Raw genomic sequence first — 15,496 nt, forward strand, 5'->3', positions numbered from 1 at the left:
CGGACCGCCGCAGTCCGGGCGATCCGGGCAACTCTCCGACCGGGGGTCGCGATGACCAGCGGCGACACTGACGGTTACCAGGCGCGAAACGGATACGCCGCCTCCCCTTCCACCGCGCGCGGGGTGCCCTGGGGCAATGTGCTGCTCACCGCGTTCGCGGCGGTGGGCTGGTCATTTTCGGCCATGGCGGCGGTGGCCGCGCTCGGCCTCCATCTGCTCGGCGCGGACGCGCTGGGGTCACTCGGCCCGATGACCGCGGCCGTGGTCACCATGGCGGTGGGCGGCAAGGTCAGCCCGTCCGGCGATGTGACGGTCTTCGGCATCACCGGCGCCGCCGCGCACGGCACCATCGACATCATGCCGCTCGGGGTGGGCCTGACCGGGGCGCTACTGCTGGCGTGGGTGTTCCTGCGCTCGCTACGGCGGGTCGGGGGCCTGGTCAGCGGGCCTGAGTTGGCCGCCCGCGCGGTCACGGTGGCGGCGCTGTTCTTCGCCGTGCTCGGCGGGCTGGCGTGGGCCGGGCACTCCACCATCTCGATCAACGGTGCCGCGCTGGGCAACGGCCAGGGCGGCACCGGCGGGATCCTCGGCACGCTTCCCGGCATCGGGGACCTGGGGAACCTCGGCGGCGGGCTGGTGAACAGTCTCGGCAACCTCGTGAAGGACAAGGCGTCCGTTGGCTTCCGGGCCGACGTCGGTGCGTCGATGGCCGGTGGGCTGATCTGGGTGCTCGTGGTGCTGGCGGTCGCCTTGCTGGCCTCACGGGCCACACCGCTGCCGCCCGGCGTGGCGGCCGTTCGGCCTGCCGTGTGGGCGCTGTGGGTGATGCTGCTGGCGGCGGTGGCTGCCGGGCTGGCCACGGCGGTGTACTCGGCCATCACCGACGGTCACCCCGGGCGTGTGGTCGGCAGCGCGCTGCTCGGTGCGCCGAACGGGGTGTGGCTCGGTGCGACGCTCGGGCTGTTCGTGCCTTGGCATGGGAGCGCGTCGGGGCCGTTGGCGGTGCTGTTGCCGCAACCGCTGGAGGTACTGCTGGGTTCTGGGGGCGGCGAGCGTTCGATCACGGTGGCGGGGCTGGCTCAGGTCGACGGTCGGATGTGGCTGCTGCCGGTGGCCGCGGTGGTCATGATGCTGGCCGCCGGGGTGCTGGCTGCGGCTCGCACCCCGGCGGGGGGTGTGCCGCGGTGGCGCTTCGTGGGGGGCTGTGCGGTGCGGCTTGGGCTGGTGAGCGCGGTGGGGGTGCCGTTGGTGGCTTGGCTGAGCGGGTTTTCCGTGAACGCGGATCTTTCCGTGTTCGGCTTTGACGCTGTTGGGTCTGGGGTCGGTCTTCACGCGGGGATCGCGGTTGCGGTGCTTTTGGGGGCGGCGTGGGGGGTGGTTGCGGGGGCCCTTGGGGCGGTTCCGCTCGCGCTTGGCGGTTCCGCTCGCGCTGGCGGTTCCGGGTAAGGCGCTTTCCCTGCCTCCGCCCCGTTGCCGGGATCGTGATGGGTGCCGTTGCGCGCTGTTGGTTCGTGGGGCGGGATCGGGGGCGCTCGCGGGCCGGTGGCCATCACGATCCGCAGTGGGTGCGATTTCCTTTGGCCCTCTTCCCCTCGGGTTCGCATCCCCACCCACGCAGCTGCAAGCGCAGTCGACGGCGGAAGGGGGTGGGCCGGGGTGTCCCCGCAGCGACCCCAGGAAGCACCGCAACTGTGCAGCGATAGCCGGAGTGAGGAGACACCCCGGCCCGCCCCCGACCCCACGACAGCCGCGCGCAACGGCAAGATACGGACCACGGCAACGGGGAGGGAGGGAAATCTCCGCACCCGGAACCGCCAAGCGCGAGCGGAACCGCAACCGAGCCGGAGGCCACCCCGCGCAACGGCAAGATACGGACCACGGCAACAGGGGGCGGGGAGGAAATCTCCGCACCCGGAACCGCCAAGCGCGAGCGGAACCGCAACCGGGCCGGAGGCCACCCCGCGCAACGGCAAGATGCGGGCACCGTCAACAGGGGGCGGGAGGGAAATCTTCGTACCCGGAACCGCCAAGCGCGAGCGGAACCGCAACCGAGCCGGAGGCCACCCCGCGCAACGGCGAGATGCGGGGCACCGGAAACCGGGGTGGGAGGGAAATCTTCGTGCCCGGATGCGCGACCGGGCCGGAGGCCGCGGGGTCGGGGCGGAGGGACGGCAGATACGGTGGTCACACCATGGACGACTCGCAGCCCAAACCTGCCCCCGCCGTTCCGGTCAGCGCCGCCGCGAGCGCGGCGGCAGCGCATGAGACCGGTCCGACTCTCCTGGTCAAGATCTTCGGCAAGGATCGCCCGGGGATCACCGCCGGACTCTTCGACACCCTCGCCGCCTTCGGCGTGGACGTCATCGACATCGAGCAGGTGGTCACCCGAGGCCGCATAGTGCTCTGCGTGCTGATCACCGCGCCCACCGGCGGCCCCGGCGCGGAGGGCGACCTCCGCGCCACCGTGCACAGTTGGGCCGAATCGATCAAGATGCAGGCCGAGATCATCTCCGGTATCGGCGACAACCGCCCGCGTGGTGTGGGCCGTTCGCATGTGACCGTGCTCGGTCATCCGCTCACCGCCGAGTCGGCGGCCGCCATAGCGGCCAAGATCACCGAGGTGGGCGGCAACATCGACCGTATCTTCCGGCTCGCCAAGTACCCGGTGACGGCCGTGGAGTTGACGGTTTCCGGCGCGCCCACCGAGGAGTTGCGCACCGCGCTCGCGGTGGAGGCGGCCCGCCGCGGTGTGGACGTGGCGGTGGTCGCGTCCGGCCTGCATCGCAGGGCTCAGCGCCTGATCGTGATGGATGTGGACTCCACCGTCATCCAGGACGAGGTGATCGAGCTCTTCGCGGCGCACGCGGGCTGTGAGGCGGAGGTCGCCGAGGTGACTGCGCAGGCGATGCGCGGTGAGCTGGACTTCACCGAGTCGCTGCACGCTCGGGTGGCGCTACTGGAGGGCCTCGACGCCTCCGTGGTGGACAAGGTGCGCGCCGAGGTACGGCTGACCCCGGGTGCCCGTACGCTCATCCGTACCCTCAAGCGCCTCGGCTACCAGGTCGGCATCGTCTCCGGTGGCTTCACCCAGGTCACCGACGATCTCAAGGAGCGGCTCGGCCTGGACTTCGCCTCCGCCAACACGCTGGAGATCGTGGACGGGAAGCTGACCGGGCGGGTGACCGGCGAGGTGGTGGACCGGGCGGGCAAGGCACGCCTGCTGCGGCGCTTCGCCGCGGAGGCCGGGGTGCCGCTGGCCCAGACCGTGGCGATCGGAGATGGCGCCAATGACCTGGACATGCTCAACGCGGCGGGGCTCGGCATCGCCTTCAACGCCAAGCCGGTGGTCCGCGAGGCGGCGGACACCGCGGTGAACGTGCCGTTCCTGGACACGGTCCTGTATCTGCTCGGGGTCACCCGCGAGGAGATCGAGGCGGCCGATCTGCACATCGAGGCTTAGGTGGCGCGGAGATGAGTGCGGCTCCCGGCCCGCGGCCGGGAGCCGCACCTTCACGTTTCAGGCGCGGCGTCCAGACCGTCGTGTCAGGGGTGCGGCGTCCAGAACTCGGTCAGACGTGCCACGCCGTGCTCCACGGACTTCCACGATCCGGAGAACGTCAGCACGGCGACCGCTGACGTCGGAAACGCGGTTCTGGTCATCCGTACCAGGGCGTCCCCCTCCACCGTGCCCGCGAGGGCGTCGGCCAGCGCGTGTATCCCGGGGTTGTGGCCCACCAGCAGCAGATCGGCGACCTCGTCGGGGGTTTCGTTGATCACCGCGATGAGTTCGCCGAGGCTGGCCTCGTAGAGCCGCTCCTCGTAGACGGTCTTGGGGCGCTGCGGCAGTTCGTGCGCGACGAGCTTCCAGGTCTCGCGGGTACGGACCGCCGGTGAGCAGAGGGTGAGGTCGGGCATGATGCGCGTTCCGGCAAGCCACACTCCGGCGGCGGGCGCTTCCTTGCGCCCGCGCTCGGCGAGCGGCCGGTCCCGGTCGGGCACGTCCGGCCAGTCGGCCTTGGCGTGCCGGAGGAGAATGACCCTTCGGGGCGTTGCGTCGCTCATGCCCATCAGCTTTGCAGAAATCTCGGCGGCGGGCGCGGGAGTACGTACGGTCAGATCAGGTGCGACAGCAGCCGCGGCAGCACCTCGGACAACCGGCCGAGCAGCTGGTCCAACGGCTGCCCGGGCACCGACGAGGCGGCGTGCGCGGGACCGGCGACCACGGCCAGCAGCACCGCGAAGGAGATGGCGGGCAGGGCCACCGCCCACCACGGCAGTCTTGTCGGCACCCCGGTGGCCCGCGGGTGCGCTGACCTCGGCTGGATGTGGGGGGCCGCCATGGAAACCGCCTCCAGAGTCGCGTGGCGTCGTCGGTCACTGTTCGGCGCACCTCGCGCCTGCTCGGTGCACTGACGACGCTACGGAACCGCGGCGGCCCAACCCATCAGGCGATCCACCCAGTTGACCCTGACCCTGACCCCCTAAGGGAGGTGGGGACAACCCCACCCCCGACCCTGAACCAGCAGGTCAGGGCCGCGGTCACCCGTAGTTGGCGGCGATGGAGGCGATCACGGCGACCACGGCGGGCACACCGAGCATGAGGCCGAAGACCAGCAGGAGCTTCTTCTGCGGCTGCGGCGGGTTCGGTTCGAGGACTGGCATGGGCCAAGTCTCGCACCAGTCCCCCGCGGCCCGGCGCATGGGTCCGCGGCGAGCGTGTCAGACCGCGCGCCGGGCCTCGTCTTCTATGTGGCGGCTGCGCCCGGCGAACAGGCCGGCGATGACCTGCGGCACCATGAGGCCGGCCATCAACGCGATCGGCAGGCCCCAGCCTCCGGACTGCTGGTAGAGGGCGCCGACCAGGATCGGCCCCGGTATCGAGATCAGATAGCCGACACTCTGCGCGAAGGCGGACAGCCGGACCACCCCGGGGCCGCTGCGCGACCGCATGCCGATCATGGTGAGCGCGAGCGGGAACGCGCAGTTCGACACACCGAGCATCAGTGCCCAGGCGAGCGGCGCGGCGTCCGGAGCGAGCCACAGCCCCGCGTACCCCGCGAGGCCGAACGCCGCCAGGGCGACGACCAGCCCGCCCTGGTGCCGCATTCGCCCGGCGACCGTGGGCAGCACGAAGGACAGCGGTACGCCCATGATCATGGTGCCGGCCAGCAGCACACCCGCGGTGCTCGCCGAGATCCCCGCGTCACGGAAGATCTGCGGCAGCCAGCCCATGGTGATGTACGCACCGGTGGCCTGCAGCCCGAAGTAGCAGGCCAGTGCCCAGGCTGTGGGGCTGCGGGTGATGCGTATGCCGGGAGCGTCCGGTGCGGGCGCGGCGCTGGACGCCGTGCTGGTCGCCGTGCTGGTCGCGCGGGCGCGTATCAGCCCGAGCCACGGGACGACGGCGAGCGCGGCGAGCGCCGCCCATACCCCGAGGCCGAGCCGCCAACTACCGCCCAGGGCATGGGTGATGGGAACGGTGGCGGCCGCCGCTATCGCGGTGCCGAGGGCGAGCGCCATGGAGTACAGGCCGGTCATCTGGCCGATGCGGTCCGGGAAGTGCTGCTTGACGATGACCGGCATCAGCACGTTGCTGACCGCTATGCCCGCGAGCCCGAGGGCGCTGGCGGCGAGGAACGCGGGCGTCCCCCCGGCGAACGGGCGCAGCAACAGCCCCGCGGTGATGGCCGCCATCCCCGCGCACACGACGGCGCCCGGCCCGAAGCGGCGGGCGAGCCGTGGGGCGGCGATGCCGAAGACCGCGAAGCACAGCGTTGGTACGGAGGTCAGCAGTCCGGCGACGGTGCCGCTCATGTGCAGGCCGCCGCGGACCTCCGCCAGCAGCGTGCCGAGGCTGGTGATCGCCGGACGGAGGTTGAGCGCGGCGGCGATCAAGCCGATGACCACGAGCCGGCGCACCCAGGCGTCCGGGCGCGCCCTGGCCGCCGGTCCGGGGGCGGTCACCGCGGTTTCCTGGCGGTCGTGGGTCAGGGTCTCGTCGTCACGCATGCAGTCATCATAGAATCATGGGATGATTGACTGTCCAGTTGATTTCCCGATCCGGTGTTCGCGAGCCCCACGAGGAGAGCCATGCCGCTGACCGCGCCCCGGCGTTCCGCCCTGGTCGACCTGGTGATCGCTCAGCTGCGCACCCAGATCACCTCCGGCGAATGGCCGGTCGGCTCCCGCATTCCGACCGAGCCCGAGCTGGTCGAGCAGCTCGGCGTCGCCCGCAACACGGTGCGCGAGGCGGTGCGCGCGCTGGCGCACAACGGGCTGTTGGACATCCGGCAGGGATCGGGCACGTACGTGGTGGCGACCAGCGAGCTCGCCGGGGTGATGCAGCGCCGTTTCGCCGACACCGACCGGGACCATCTCGCCGAGGTCCGCGGTGTGCTGGAGGCCGCGGCGGCCCGGCTCGCCGCCCGGCGCCGTACCGAACGCGACCTGTCCCAGCTGGACAGGGCGCTGGACCGGCGCGAACGGGCCTGGGAGTCCGGCGACGCGGAGGCGTTCGTGGACGCGGACACGGCGCTGCACCTGGCGGTGGTGGCCTCGGCGCACAACGACGTGCTGACGGAGATGTACGCGGACCTCGGCGAGGTGCTGCGCGACCTGATCCGCTCCGACGTCGGCGAGGTCCTGCGCCCGGAGGGCTATGCGGAGCACGGCGCTCTGGTCGAGGCGATCCGTGCCGGGGACGGCGAGCGGGCGGCGGCCCAGGCGAGCGCCTACACGCTGGGGTGCCGACCACGCGGCGACAGCACCGGGGCCGAGCGGCATCAGGCCTGAGTCGCGACGCTAACCGCGGGTGATCCACACCGAGCGGATCTCCTTCCAGCACCGCCCGGTCAACGTGACCGTCTGCGCCGGGCCGACCGGCACCGGCCTGGTGTCTGTCGCCGGGTCCCACCAGCGTCGGCAGACGATGTGCAGTCGAACGTGCACGACCGCCGGATCGGGGTTGTGGCACACGGCGGTGCCGGCACTGCCGCGGATCTGGGTACGGCACTGCGTGCCCGGTGCGGCGCCCGACGGCGAGTCGGCGCCGGGTACCGCGTGGGCGGCCGACGGCGTCGCGGCGGGTGCGATCGCGGCCGCCAGGAGCAGTGCGGCCGTACGGGGATACCGGCGCATGGCACACATCCTGCCCGGTGGGCCGGCCCCGCCGCTCAGTCGTGCTCGGCCGTTCGGTGTCCGTACGGCTGGAGCCCCGGCCCGCCCGAAGGCGGAACCGGGGCTCCGGTAAGCCGTCGCCGTCAGGCGCCCATCATGTGCACGCCGCCGTCCACGTGCACGATCTCGCCGGTCGTCTTGGGGAAGAAGTCCGACAGCAGGCCGACGACACCGCGGCCGGCGGGCTCCGGGTCGGCCAGGTCCCAGCCGATCGGGGCGCGGTGGTTCCACACGTCCGCGAGCTCCTCGAAGCCCGGGATGGACTTGGCGGCCATCGACTTGATCGGGCCGGCCGAGATCAGGTTGCAGCGCACGTTCTTGGCACCGAGGTCACGGGCCAGGTAGCGGTTGGTCGACTCCAGGGCCGCCTTGGCCACGCCCATCCAGTCGTACTTCGGCCAGGCGATCTGCGCGTCGAAGGTCAGGCCGACGACCGAGCCGCCGCGCGGCATCAGCGGCAGACAGGCCATGGTCAGCGACTTGAGGGAGTACGCGGAGACGTGCACGGCGGTGGAGACGTCCTCCCAGGTCGCCTCCAGGAAGTTGAAGGCGCCCTGCGGGCCGAAGGCGATGGAGTGGACGATGCCGTCCAGGCCGTCGACGTGCTCGCGCACCTTGTCGGCGAGTCCGTCGAGCTGCTCCTGGTTGGTCACGTCGAGCTCGATGACCGGGGCGGGCTTGGGCAGCCGCTTGGCGATGCGCTCCACGAGGGAGAGCCGGCCGAAGCCGGTGAGAATGACCTCGGCGCCCTCCTCCTGTGCCACCTTCGCCGCCTGGAAGGCGATCGAGGACTCGGTCAGAACACCCGTGACGAGGATGCGCTTGCCAGCGAGGATTCCACTCATAGCGATCAGTGACCCATGCCCAATCCGCCGTCGACAGGAATGACGGCTCCGGTGATGTATGCGGCGTCCTCGGAGGACAGGAAGCGCACCGAGGCGGCGATCTCCTCAGGCTGTGCGTAGCGGCCCAGCGGGACCCCGCCAAGGATCGCCGCCCGCTGCTCGTCCGTGAGCGCGCGGGTCATGTCGGTGTCGACGAAGCCGGGGGCGACGACATTGACGGTGATGTTGCGGGAGCCCAGCTCACGAGCGAGTGAGCGAGCGAAGCCCACCAGACCGGCCTTGGAGGCGGCGTAGTTGGCCTGGCCCGCCGAACCGAGCAGTCCGACCACGGAGGAGATCAGCACGATGCGGCCCTTGCGGGCGCGCAGCATGCCGCGCGCGGCCCGCTTGACGACCCGGAAGGTGCCGGTGAGGTTGGTGTCGACGACGGAGGTGAAGTCCTCCTCGGACATCCGCAGCAGCAACTGGTCGCGGGTCACACCGGCGTTGGCCACCAGCACCTCGACCGCGCCGTGCTTGTCCTCGACCTCCTTGTAAGCCTGCTCGACCTGCTCCGGGTCGGTGATGTCGCACCGCACCGCGAGGACGCCCAGCTCGCTGAGGTCGGCCGGTGGCTCGCCGGACCGGTAGGTGATCGCGACCTTGTCTCCTGCCTCCGCGAAGGCACGGGCGATGGCGAGGCCGATGCCCCGATTACCTCCGGTGACGAGAACCGAGCGGCTCAACGGCCCACCCTTTCGTTTGGTCGTCTGTGCGCTACGAAACTATCGGTCGCGCGACCGCTACGGAGAATCGGCCTCCCACAGGGGCTGGCGGCCGTCACTGTCGGGTCCCTACAGATTCAGGCTGCCCGCCGATTGTCACAGGGGCATGATTCACTGCGAGGACGTCACGAGAAGGGGGAGCCGTCGTGCCCCAGGACATCGACGAGTCGTTTGTGGCACTGCCGCTACGGGCGTTGGCCGACGCGGCGCTGGCTCGCGCCCGGGCGCTGGGCGCCGAGCACGCGGACTTCCGGTTCGAGCGGGTGCGCGACGCGGCCTGGCGGCTGCGCGACGCCAGGCTGTCCAGCTCCTCCGACACCACCGACACGGGGTATGCGGTACGGGTCGTGCACGGCGGGGCGTGGGGCTTCGCGTCCGGTGTCGAGCTGACGATGGACGCGGCGGCCAGGGTGGCGGGCCAGGCGGTGGCGATGGCGAAGCTGTCGGCGAAGGTGACCGCCGCGGCGGGTTCCGAAGAGCAGGGCCCGCGCAGCGCTTCCCCGGAGGGGCGGTGGTGGGAGACGGGCGGGCGGGTGGAGCTGGCCGCCGAACCGGTACACGCGGACCGCACCTGGGTGTCGTCGTACGAGATCAACCCGTTCCACGTGCCGGACAAGGACAAGATCGCGCTGCTGGCCGAGTGGAGCGGCCGCCTGCTGGCCGCCGAGGGGGTGTCGCACGCGGACGCCTCGCTGCTGGCCGTTCAGGAGAACAAGTTCTATGCCGACACCGCGGGGACCACGACCACCCAGCAGCGGGTGCGGCTGCACCCCGAGTTGACGGCGGTCGCGGTGGACCCCGAGTCCGGTGAGTTCGACTCGATGCGGACCCTGGCGCCGCCGGTCGGCCGCGGTTGGGAGTACCTGACCGGCACCGGGTGGGACTGGGACGCCGAACTGGCCGAGATCCCCTCGCTGCTGGCCGAGAAGATGCGCGCGCCGGGCGTCCAGGCCGGGACGTACGACCTGGTCATCGATCCGTCGAATCTGTGGCTGACGATCCACGAGTCGATCGGACACGCCACCGAGCTGGACCGCGCGCTGGGCTACGAGGCGGCGTACGCGGGCACCTCGTTCGCCACCTTCGACAAGTTGGGTTCGCTGAAGTACGGCTCCGAGGTCATGCACGTGACCGGTGACCGCACCGCCGAGCACGGCCTGGCGACCATCGGGTACGACGACGAGGGCGTGGCCGGGCAGTCCTGGGACCTGGTCAGGGACGGCACCCTGGTCGGCTACCAGTTGGACCGGCGCATCGCCAAGCGGTGCGGCTTCGAGCGCTCCAACGGCTGCGCCTACGCCGACTCGCCCTCGCATGTGCCGGTGCAGCGGATGGCGAACGTCTCGCTGCGCCCCGCGGCGGGCGGCCCGTCGACCCGGGAGCTGATCGGCGCCGTGGAGCGCGGGTTGTACCTGGTCGGTGACCGGTCATGGTCCATCGATCAGCAGCGCTACAACTTCCAGTTCACCGCGCAGCGGGCGTTCCGCATCGAGAACGGTCAACTCGCCGGGCAGGTACGTGACTTCGCCTACCAGGCGACCACCACCGACTTCTGGGGATCGATGGAGGCGGTCGGCGGACCGCAGACGTACGTCCTGGGCGGCGCGGTCAACTGCGGTAAGGCACAGCCCGCTCAGGTCGCGGCGGTCAGCCACGGCTGCCCTTCGGCGCTGTTCCGCGGCGTCACCATCCTCAACACCGCGCAGGAGGCAGGCCGATGAGCGCCCGGCAGACCGCTCCGCATGAAATCGTCGAGCGCGCCCTGGAGTTGTCCAGGGCCGACGGGTGCGTTGTCATCGCCGATGAGGAGTCGAGCGCCAATCTGCGCTGGGCACGCAACGCGCTCACCACGAACGGCGTCACGCGCGGCCGCACCCTGACCGTCATCGCCACCGTCGACGGCGCGCAGGGCACCGCCTCCGGTGTGGTCTCCCGGTCCGCGGTCACCGCCGGGGAGTTGGAGCCGCTGGTCCGGGCGGCGGAGGCGGCGGCACGCGACGCGGGCCCGGCGGAGGACGCCCAGCCGCTGGTCAGCGAGCTCGCTGCGGCCTGCGACTTCACCGACGCGCCCGCCGAGACCTCGTCCGAGGTGTTCGCGTCGTTCGCCCCCGCGCTGGGTGAGTCGTTCGCGACGGCTCGGGCGGGCGGGCGTGAGCTGTACGGCTTCGCGTACCACTCGGTGGTCTCCAGCTACCTGGGCAGCTCCACCGGGCTGCGGCTGCGCCATGACCAGCCGACCGGGACGCTGGAGCTCAACGCCAAGTCGCCGGACGGCACCCGCTCGGCCTGGGCCGGGGCGGCCACCCGGGACTTCACGGATGTCGATCCGGCGGCGCTGGACGCCGGGCTGGCGCGCCGACTGGAGTGGGCGGGCCGCCGGGTGGAGCTTCCGGCCGGGCGGTACGAGACGCTGCTGCCGCCGACCGCGGCGGCCGATCTGCTCGTCTACCAGATGTGGTCGTCGGGTGCCCGGGACGCCGCCGAGGGCCGTACGGTCTTCAGCAAGCCGGGCGGTGGTACGCGGGTGGGCGAGAAGCTCACCGAGCTGCCGGTCACGCTGTACAGCGATCCGCGGGAGCCGGGGCTGGAGACGGCGCCCTTCGTGCTGGCGCATGCCTCGGGTGACGATGTGTCGGTCTTCGACAACGGGCTGCCGCTGGAGCGTACCGAGTGGGTGCGCGACGGGGTGCTGGACCGGCTGGTCGCCACCCGGCACGCGGCGGCGCTGACCGGGCTGCCGGTGGCTCCCGCGGTGGACAACCTGGTCCTGGACGCCGGTGGGACGAAGTCGCTGGACGAACTGGTCGCCGGGACCGAGCGGGGACTGCTGCTGACCTGCCTGTGGTACATCCGCGAGGTGGATCCGGCGACCCTGCTGCTGACCGGGTTGACCCGGGACGGTGTCTACCTGGTGGAGAACGGCGAGGTCACGGCGGTGGTCAACAACTTCCGCTTCAACGAGTCGCCGGTGGACATACTCGGCCGGGCGACGGAGGCCGGGCGCACCGAGCGCACGCTCCCACGGGAGTGGGCCGACTACTTCCCGCGCGCCGCGGCCCCCGCCCTGCGCGTGCCGGACTTCAACATGAGTTCGGTCAGCCAGGGAGTGTGAGGTCCGGGCCCCGCAGACGGGCGGCCCGGGCCGGGTCGTCGGCTTGCCGGGGGCGGCGGTCATCCGTTCGGCGCAGTTCAGACGCCACGAACGGGTCAGCCCCAGTCTCGTAGCAAGCGCAGCCGCAGCGTAACGTGTGAAGTGTCCGGACAGGGGAGATTCCGGCATATCCAACAGGTGGTGGAACGTGATGCGGAACCACAGCAGTGCCGGGGTCTTCCGGATCACGGGGGCTCGTGCCGGGCTGACCGAAGACGTCAAGGGGCGGCAGCGCCGCTATGTGATCTCGATGTCGGTCCGCACTGTCTGTTTCCTGCTCGCCATCTGCCTGTGGCATGTGCAGACGGTGCTGGCCGCGATCGCGCTGGTCCTCGGTGGGGTGCTGCCGTATATCGCGGTGGTTATCGCCAATGCGGGGCGGGAGAACGCGCCGTCGCTACCGTCCGCGTTCGTGCCTCAGCCGCCGCATCCGATGCTGGAGCGGGGCGCGGGACAGGACGCGAAGGCCCCGGAGAAGTCCGAGCCAGCGGCCGGGGCGGAACCCGGTGAGGAGCCCCGGCGGGAGCGGACGAGCTGACCTGCGCGCTTCCGCGAAGCTCAAGAAAAGCTCAGATCAATCACGCCGTTCCGGTGCCGTGGCGGGGTGGGTGCGTGACATACTTCGTAGGCGCTCCGCATCCCCCGTCGGAGCGACGGACCGACGCCGGGCGGCTCCCCCCGTGGCTGCCCGGCGTCGTTCTCTTTTCCGGCGAACACCCCGGTGTTCGCGGTGAGTTCACAGTGTGTTTTGAGAGTGCGGAAGACCATGGACCACGTCGCGGCCGAGACACCGATCTGTTCGGCCAAGGGATGCCGGGCGGAGGCGGTGTGGGTCATCGCATGGAACAACCCGAAGATCCACACCCCTGACCGTCGCAAGACCTGGCTGGCATGCGAGGAGCACCGCGAGCATCTGGCGTCGTTCCTCGGGATGCGGGGCTTCCTCAAGGACGTGGTGAAGATCCAGGACTGGGACTTCCCGGAAGACGTCTGAGCTAGCCGCCGATCGCCGACATCGGGCGCTGCGGCTGGAGGAACGACGGGTCGTCCAGGCCGGATCCGGCTTTCTTGCCCCACATGGCGGCACGCCACAGCTCCGCCAGGCGCGAGTCGGGCTCGCCGGAGCGCAACGCGGTCCGCAGGTCGCTCTCCTCGCGGGCGAACAGGCAGTTGCGGACCTGGCCGTCGGCGGTGAGCCGGGTGCGGTCGCAGGCTCGGCAGAACGGCCGGGTGACCGAGGCGATCACGCCGACCTTGGCCGGTCCGCCGTTGACGAGCCAGCGCTCGGCGGGGGCGGAGCCGCGCACCGAGGACTCCTCGGGGGCCAGGGTGAAGTGTGCGGTCAGCTGCCGCAGGATCTCCTCCGCGGTCACCATGTTGGCGCGCTGCCAGCCGTGTTGGGCATCGAGTGGCATCTGCTCTATGAAGCGCAGCTCGTAGTCGTTCTCCAGGGCCCAGGCGAGCAGGGCGGGTGCCTCGTCGTCGTTGAGCCCGCGCATCAGCACGCTGTTGATCTTGACCGGGGTGAGTCCCGCGTCCCGTGCGGCCCGCAGGCCCGCGATGACGTCATCGTGCCGCTTGCGCCGGGTGAGCCGCTGGAAGACCTCGGGCCGCAGGGTGTCCAGAGAGACGTTCACCCGGTCCAGGCCCGCGTCGCGCAGTGCCTCGGCGGTTCTGGCCAGCCCGATGCCGTTGGTGGTGAGGGACAGCTGGGGGCGGGGTTCAAGGGCGGCGCAGCGTTCGACGATCCCGACGACGCCGGGCCTGAGCAGCGGTTCGCCGCCGGTGAAGCGGACCTCGGTGATGCCCAGTTCGGTGACCGCGATCCGGACCAGCCGGACGATCTCGTCGTCGGTGAGCAACTCGGGCTTGGCCAGCCACTGCAGGCCCTCTTCCGGCATGCAGTACGTGCAGCGCAGGTTGCACCGGTCAGTGAGTGAGACCCGCAGGTCGGTGGCGACCCGGCCGTAGGTGTCGAGCAGCACGATGGCGCTCCTCCCCTCCTGGGCACGGAGTGCGCCCCTGGCATCAAGCCTAGATCGACAGTCAGGGTACGTGACGGCCGGCCGTTTGCAACAGATTGTTGAATCCGTCGCGGCACAGGGGCCTGCGCGGCGTCCCCGGCGCAGCCCAGAGGCGCTGCGACAGTGCGGGTGACAAGCCGGTACCGGTATCGCTCCGGTTCGTTCTACAGGGCGTGAGCGCGTCGCCGAGCACCCCACCGCCAGGGCCGGGCAAACGACCGTACGGGACCGTACGGCTGGCCGCTCCCGTGGCCCCGGCCGCGCCCCGCAGGCCCGTACCGCCGGTACCCGGCCGGTGGTACGGGCCGCGGGTGGCCATACCGCTGCTGAGCATCGAGACGCTGCGGGGCACGCGCTGACTCCGTCACGGCGGATCCTCACGGGTGGTTCGGACCGCCGGTCCGCGCGGCGGGGGCCGCTCGTCGTCGCGGCGACGGGTTCAAGGGCGGCGCAGCGTTCGACGATCCCGACGACGACCGTGATGCGTCAGGGCCGGACCAGGACCTTCAGGGCCTTGCGCTCGTCCATCGCGCGGTAGCCGTCCGGGACGCCGTCGAGGCCTACGGCGAGGTCGAACACCGGCGACGGGTCGATCGCCCCGCTCAGTACGTCGGGGAGCAGTTCCGGGATGTAGGTGCGCACCGGGGCGATGCCGCCGCGCAGGGCGATGTTGCGCCCGAACATCACGCCCAGGTCCAGTCCGGTGCCGCTGCCGTGCGGCACGCCGACGTAGCCGATCGCGCCGCCGTCGCGGGCGATGCCGACAGCGGTACGCATCGACTGCTCGGTGCCGACCGCCTCGATCACCGAGTGGGCGCCCTGTCCCCCGGTCAGCTCGCGCACCGCCTCGACGGCCGCCTCACCGCGCTCGGCGACCACATCGGTGGCGCCGAACGTCCTGGCCAGGTCGGTGCGGTCGGTGTGGCGGCCGAGTGCGATGATCCGCTCCGCGCCGAGCCGCTTCGCCGCCACCACACCGCACAGGCCGACCGCGCCGTCACCGACCACCGCCACGGTGGCTCCGGGCCGCACGCCCGCGCCGACCGCCGCGTGATGACCGGTACCGAGCACGTCGGAGAGGGTCAGCAGCGCGGACAGCAGCCGGTCGTCGCTCGTCGCGTCCGAGGGCAGGGCGACGAGGGTGGCGTCGGCGAACGGCACCCGTACGTACTCGCCCTGGCCGCCGTCCGAGCCCGGCGTGCCCCAGAAGCCACCGGCCGGGCACGAGGTCGTCAGGCCCTCGGCGCAGTACTCGCACGCGCCGTCGGACCAGACGAAGGGGGCGACGACCAGGTCGCCCGCCCGGAGCCCGGAGACCTCGGAGCCGGTCTCCTCCACAACTCCCAGGAATTCATGGCCGATTCGCTGTCCGGCCTCGCGCGCGGACTCGCCCCGGTATGCCCACAGGTCGCTGCCGCAGATGCAGGCGCGCAGCACGCGCACCACCGCGTCATCCGAGCGCTGGATGACGGGATCGGGCACCTCCTCGACGCGTATGTCGTTCGGGGCGTGGATGACGGTCGCGCGCATGCGTGG

Annotated in this window: 16 protein-coding genes; 7 read left to right on the forward strand and 9 right to left on the reverse strand. The window is 71.4% G+C overall.

Annotation, left to right across the window (positions count from 1 at the left end; translation table 11 throughout):
- The first annotated feature begins 51 nt into the window (after positions 1 to 51).
- Together P2L57_RS14360 and serB are read left to right on the forward strand one after the other, a co-directional pair.
- Positions 52 to 1,446 (forward strand): streptophobe family protein, encoded by a 1,395-nt coding sequence (locus tag P2L57_RS14360; RefSeq protein ID WP_275813840.1) that lies wholly within the window; start codon positions 52 to 54, stop codon positions 1,444 to 1,446.
- Between the two features lie 745 nt (positions 1,447 to 2,191).
- Positions 2,192 to 3,460, forward strand: a complete 1,269-nt coding sequence (serB, locus tag P2L57_RS14365) for a phosphoserine phosphatase SerB (RefSeq protein ID WP_275813843.1) — start codon at positions 2,192 to 2,194, stop codon at positions 3,458 to 3,460.
- Between the two features lie 83 nt (positions 3,461 to 3,543).
- On the opposite strand, the gene P2L57_RS14370 is transcribed toward serB, so the two are convergent.
- From P2L57_RS14370 to P2L57_RS14385, 4 genes are all read right to left on the reverse strand, one after another.
- On the reverse strand, positions 3,544 to 4,062 hold the full coding sequence (locus tag P2L57_RS14370) for a SixA phosphatase family protein (RefSeq protein ID WP_275813846.1): 519 nt from the start codon (positions 4,060 to 4,062) through the stop codon (positions 3,544 to 3,546).
- 50 nt (positions 4,063 to 4,112) lie between these two features.
- A complete protein-coding gene (locus P2L57_RS14375) occupies positions 4,113 to 4,340 on the reverse strand; it encodes a hypothetical protein (protein ID WP_275813848.1) in 228 nt (75 codons plus the stop codon).
- A 199-nt stretch (positions 4,341 to 4,539) separates the two neighbouring features.
- Positions 4,540 to 4,662 carry an SGM_5486 family transporter-associated protein gene (locus P2L57_RS14380; protein WP_275813851.1) on the reverse strand — a complete coding sequence of 41 codons (123 nt, stop codon included), beginning with the start codon at positions 4,660 to 4,662 and terminating at the stop codon, positions 4,540 to 4,542.
- A 57-nt stretch (positions 4,663 to 4,719) separates the two neighbouring features.
- A complete protein-coding gene (locus tag P2L57_RS14385) occupies positions 4,720 to 6,009 on the reverse strand; it encodes a CynX/NimT family MFS transporter (protein WP_275813854.1) in 1,290 nt (429 codons plus the stop codon).
- 81 nt (positions 6,010 to 6,090) lie between these two features.
- Here P2L57_RS14385 and P2L57_RS14390 point away from each other — a divergent pair, with 81 nt between their 5' ends.
- Entirely contained in the window at positions 6,091 to 6,792 is a 702-nt protein-coding gene (locus P2L57_RS14390) for a FadR/GntR family transcriptional regulator (protein ID WP_275813857.1), read from the forward strand.
- Positions 6,793 to 6,801: 9 nt separating this feature from the next.
- Here P2L57_RS14390 and P2L57_RS14395 read toward each other — a convergent pair whose 3' ends face one another.
- The 3 genes from P2L57_RS14395 to fabG all read right to left on the reverse strand — a co-directional run bounded on the left by P2L57_RS14395 (position 6,802) and on the right by fabG (position 8,746).
- Positions 6,802 to 7,137 carry a hypothetical protein gene (locus P2L57_RS14395; protein ID WP_275813860.1) on the reverse strand — a complete coding sequence of 112 codons (336 nt, stop codon included), beginning with the start codon at positions 7,135 to 7,137 and terminating at the stop codon, positions 6,802 to 6,804.
- Positions 7,138 to 7,259: 122 nt separating this feature from the next.
- On the reverse strand, positions 7,260 to 8,021 hold the full coding sequence (gene fabI / locus P2L57_RS14400; RefSeq protein ID WP_275813862.1) for an enoyl-ACP reductase FabI: 762 nt from the start codon (positions 8,019 to 8,021) through the stop codon (positions 7,260 to 7,262).
- A gap of 5 nt (positions 8,022 to 8,026) precedes the next feature.
- Positions 8,027 to 8,746 carry a 3-oxoacyl-[acyl-carrier-protein] reductase gene (fabG, locus tag P2L57_RS14405; protein WP_275813865.1) on the reverse strand — a complete coding sequence of 240 codons (720 nt, stop codon included), beginning with the start codon at positions 8,744 to 8,746 and terminating at the stop codon, positions 8,027 to 8,029.
- Between the two features lie 185 nt (positions 8,747 to 8,931).
- Here fabG and P2L57_RS14410 point away from each other — a divergent pair, with 185 nt between their 5' ends.
- The 4 genes from P2L57_RS14410 (at position 8,932) to P2L57_RS14425 (ending at position 12,930) form a co-directional block, all read left to right on the forward strand.
- Positions 8,932 to 10,506 (forward strand): TldD/PmbA family protein, encoded by a 1,575-nt coding sequence (locus P2L57_RS14410; RefSeq protein WP_275813868.1) that lies wholly within the window; start codon positions 8,932 to 8,934, stop codon positions 10,504 to 10,506.
- On the forward strand, positions 10,503 to 11,897 hold the full coding sequence (locus P2L57_RS14415; protein WP_275813871.1) for a metallopeptidase TldD-related protein: 1,395 nt from the start codon (positions 10,503 to 10,505) through the stop codon (positions 11,895 to 11,897). Before P2L57_RS14410 ends, P2L57_RS14415 begins: the two co-directional genes overlap by 4 nt.
- 190 nt (positions 11,898 to 12,087) lie before the next feature.
- Entirely contained in the window at positions 12,088 to 12,474 is a 387-nt protein-coding gene (locus tag P2L57_RS14420) for a DUF3099 domain-containing protein (protein WP_275814600.1), read from the forward strand.
- A 228-nt stretch (positions 12,475 to 12,702) separates the two neighbouring features.
- Complete coding sequence (locus tag P2L57_RS14425; RefSeq protein ID WP_275814603.1) at positions 12,703 to 12,930, forward strand: hypothetical protein; 228 nt, start codon at positions 12,703 to 12,705, stop codon at positions 12,928 to 12,930.
- A gap of 1 nt (position 12,931) precedes the next feature.
- Here the strand turns inward: P2L57_RS14425 and moaA are convergent, their stop codons facing one another.
- Both moaA and P2L57_RS14435 read right to left on the reverse strand, forming a co-directional pair.
- Positions 12,932 to 13,921 (reverse strand): GTP 3',8-cyclase MoaA, encoded by a 990-nt coding sequence (moaA, locus tag P2L57_RS14430; protein ID WP_275813874.1) that lies wholly within the window; start codon positions 13,919 to 13,921, stop codon positions 12,932 to 12,934.
- A gap of 525 nt (positions 13,922 to 14,446) precedes the next feature.
- Positions 14,447 to 15,490 carry a zinc-dependent alcohol dehydrogenase family protein gene (locus P2L57_RS14435; protein ID WP_275813877.1) on the reverse strand — a complete coding sequence of 348 codons (1,044 nt, stop codon included), beginning with the start codon at positions 15,488 to 15,490 and terminating at the stop codon, positions 14,447 to 14,449.
- Between the last annotated feature and the right edge of the window lie 6 nt (positions 15,491 to 15,496).

The organism is Streptantibioticus ferralitis, assembly GCF_029223525.1.
Taxonomy (GTDB): Bacteria; Actinomycetota; Actinomycetes; order Streptomycetales; family Streptomycetaceae; genus Streptantibioticus_A; species Streptantibioticus_A ferralitis.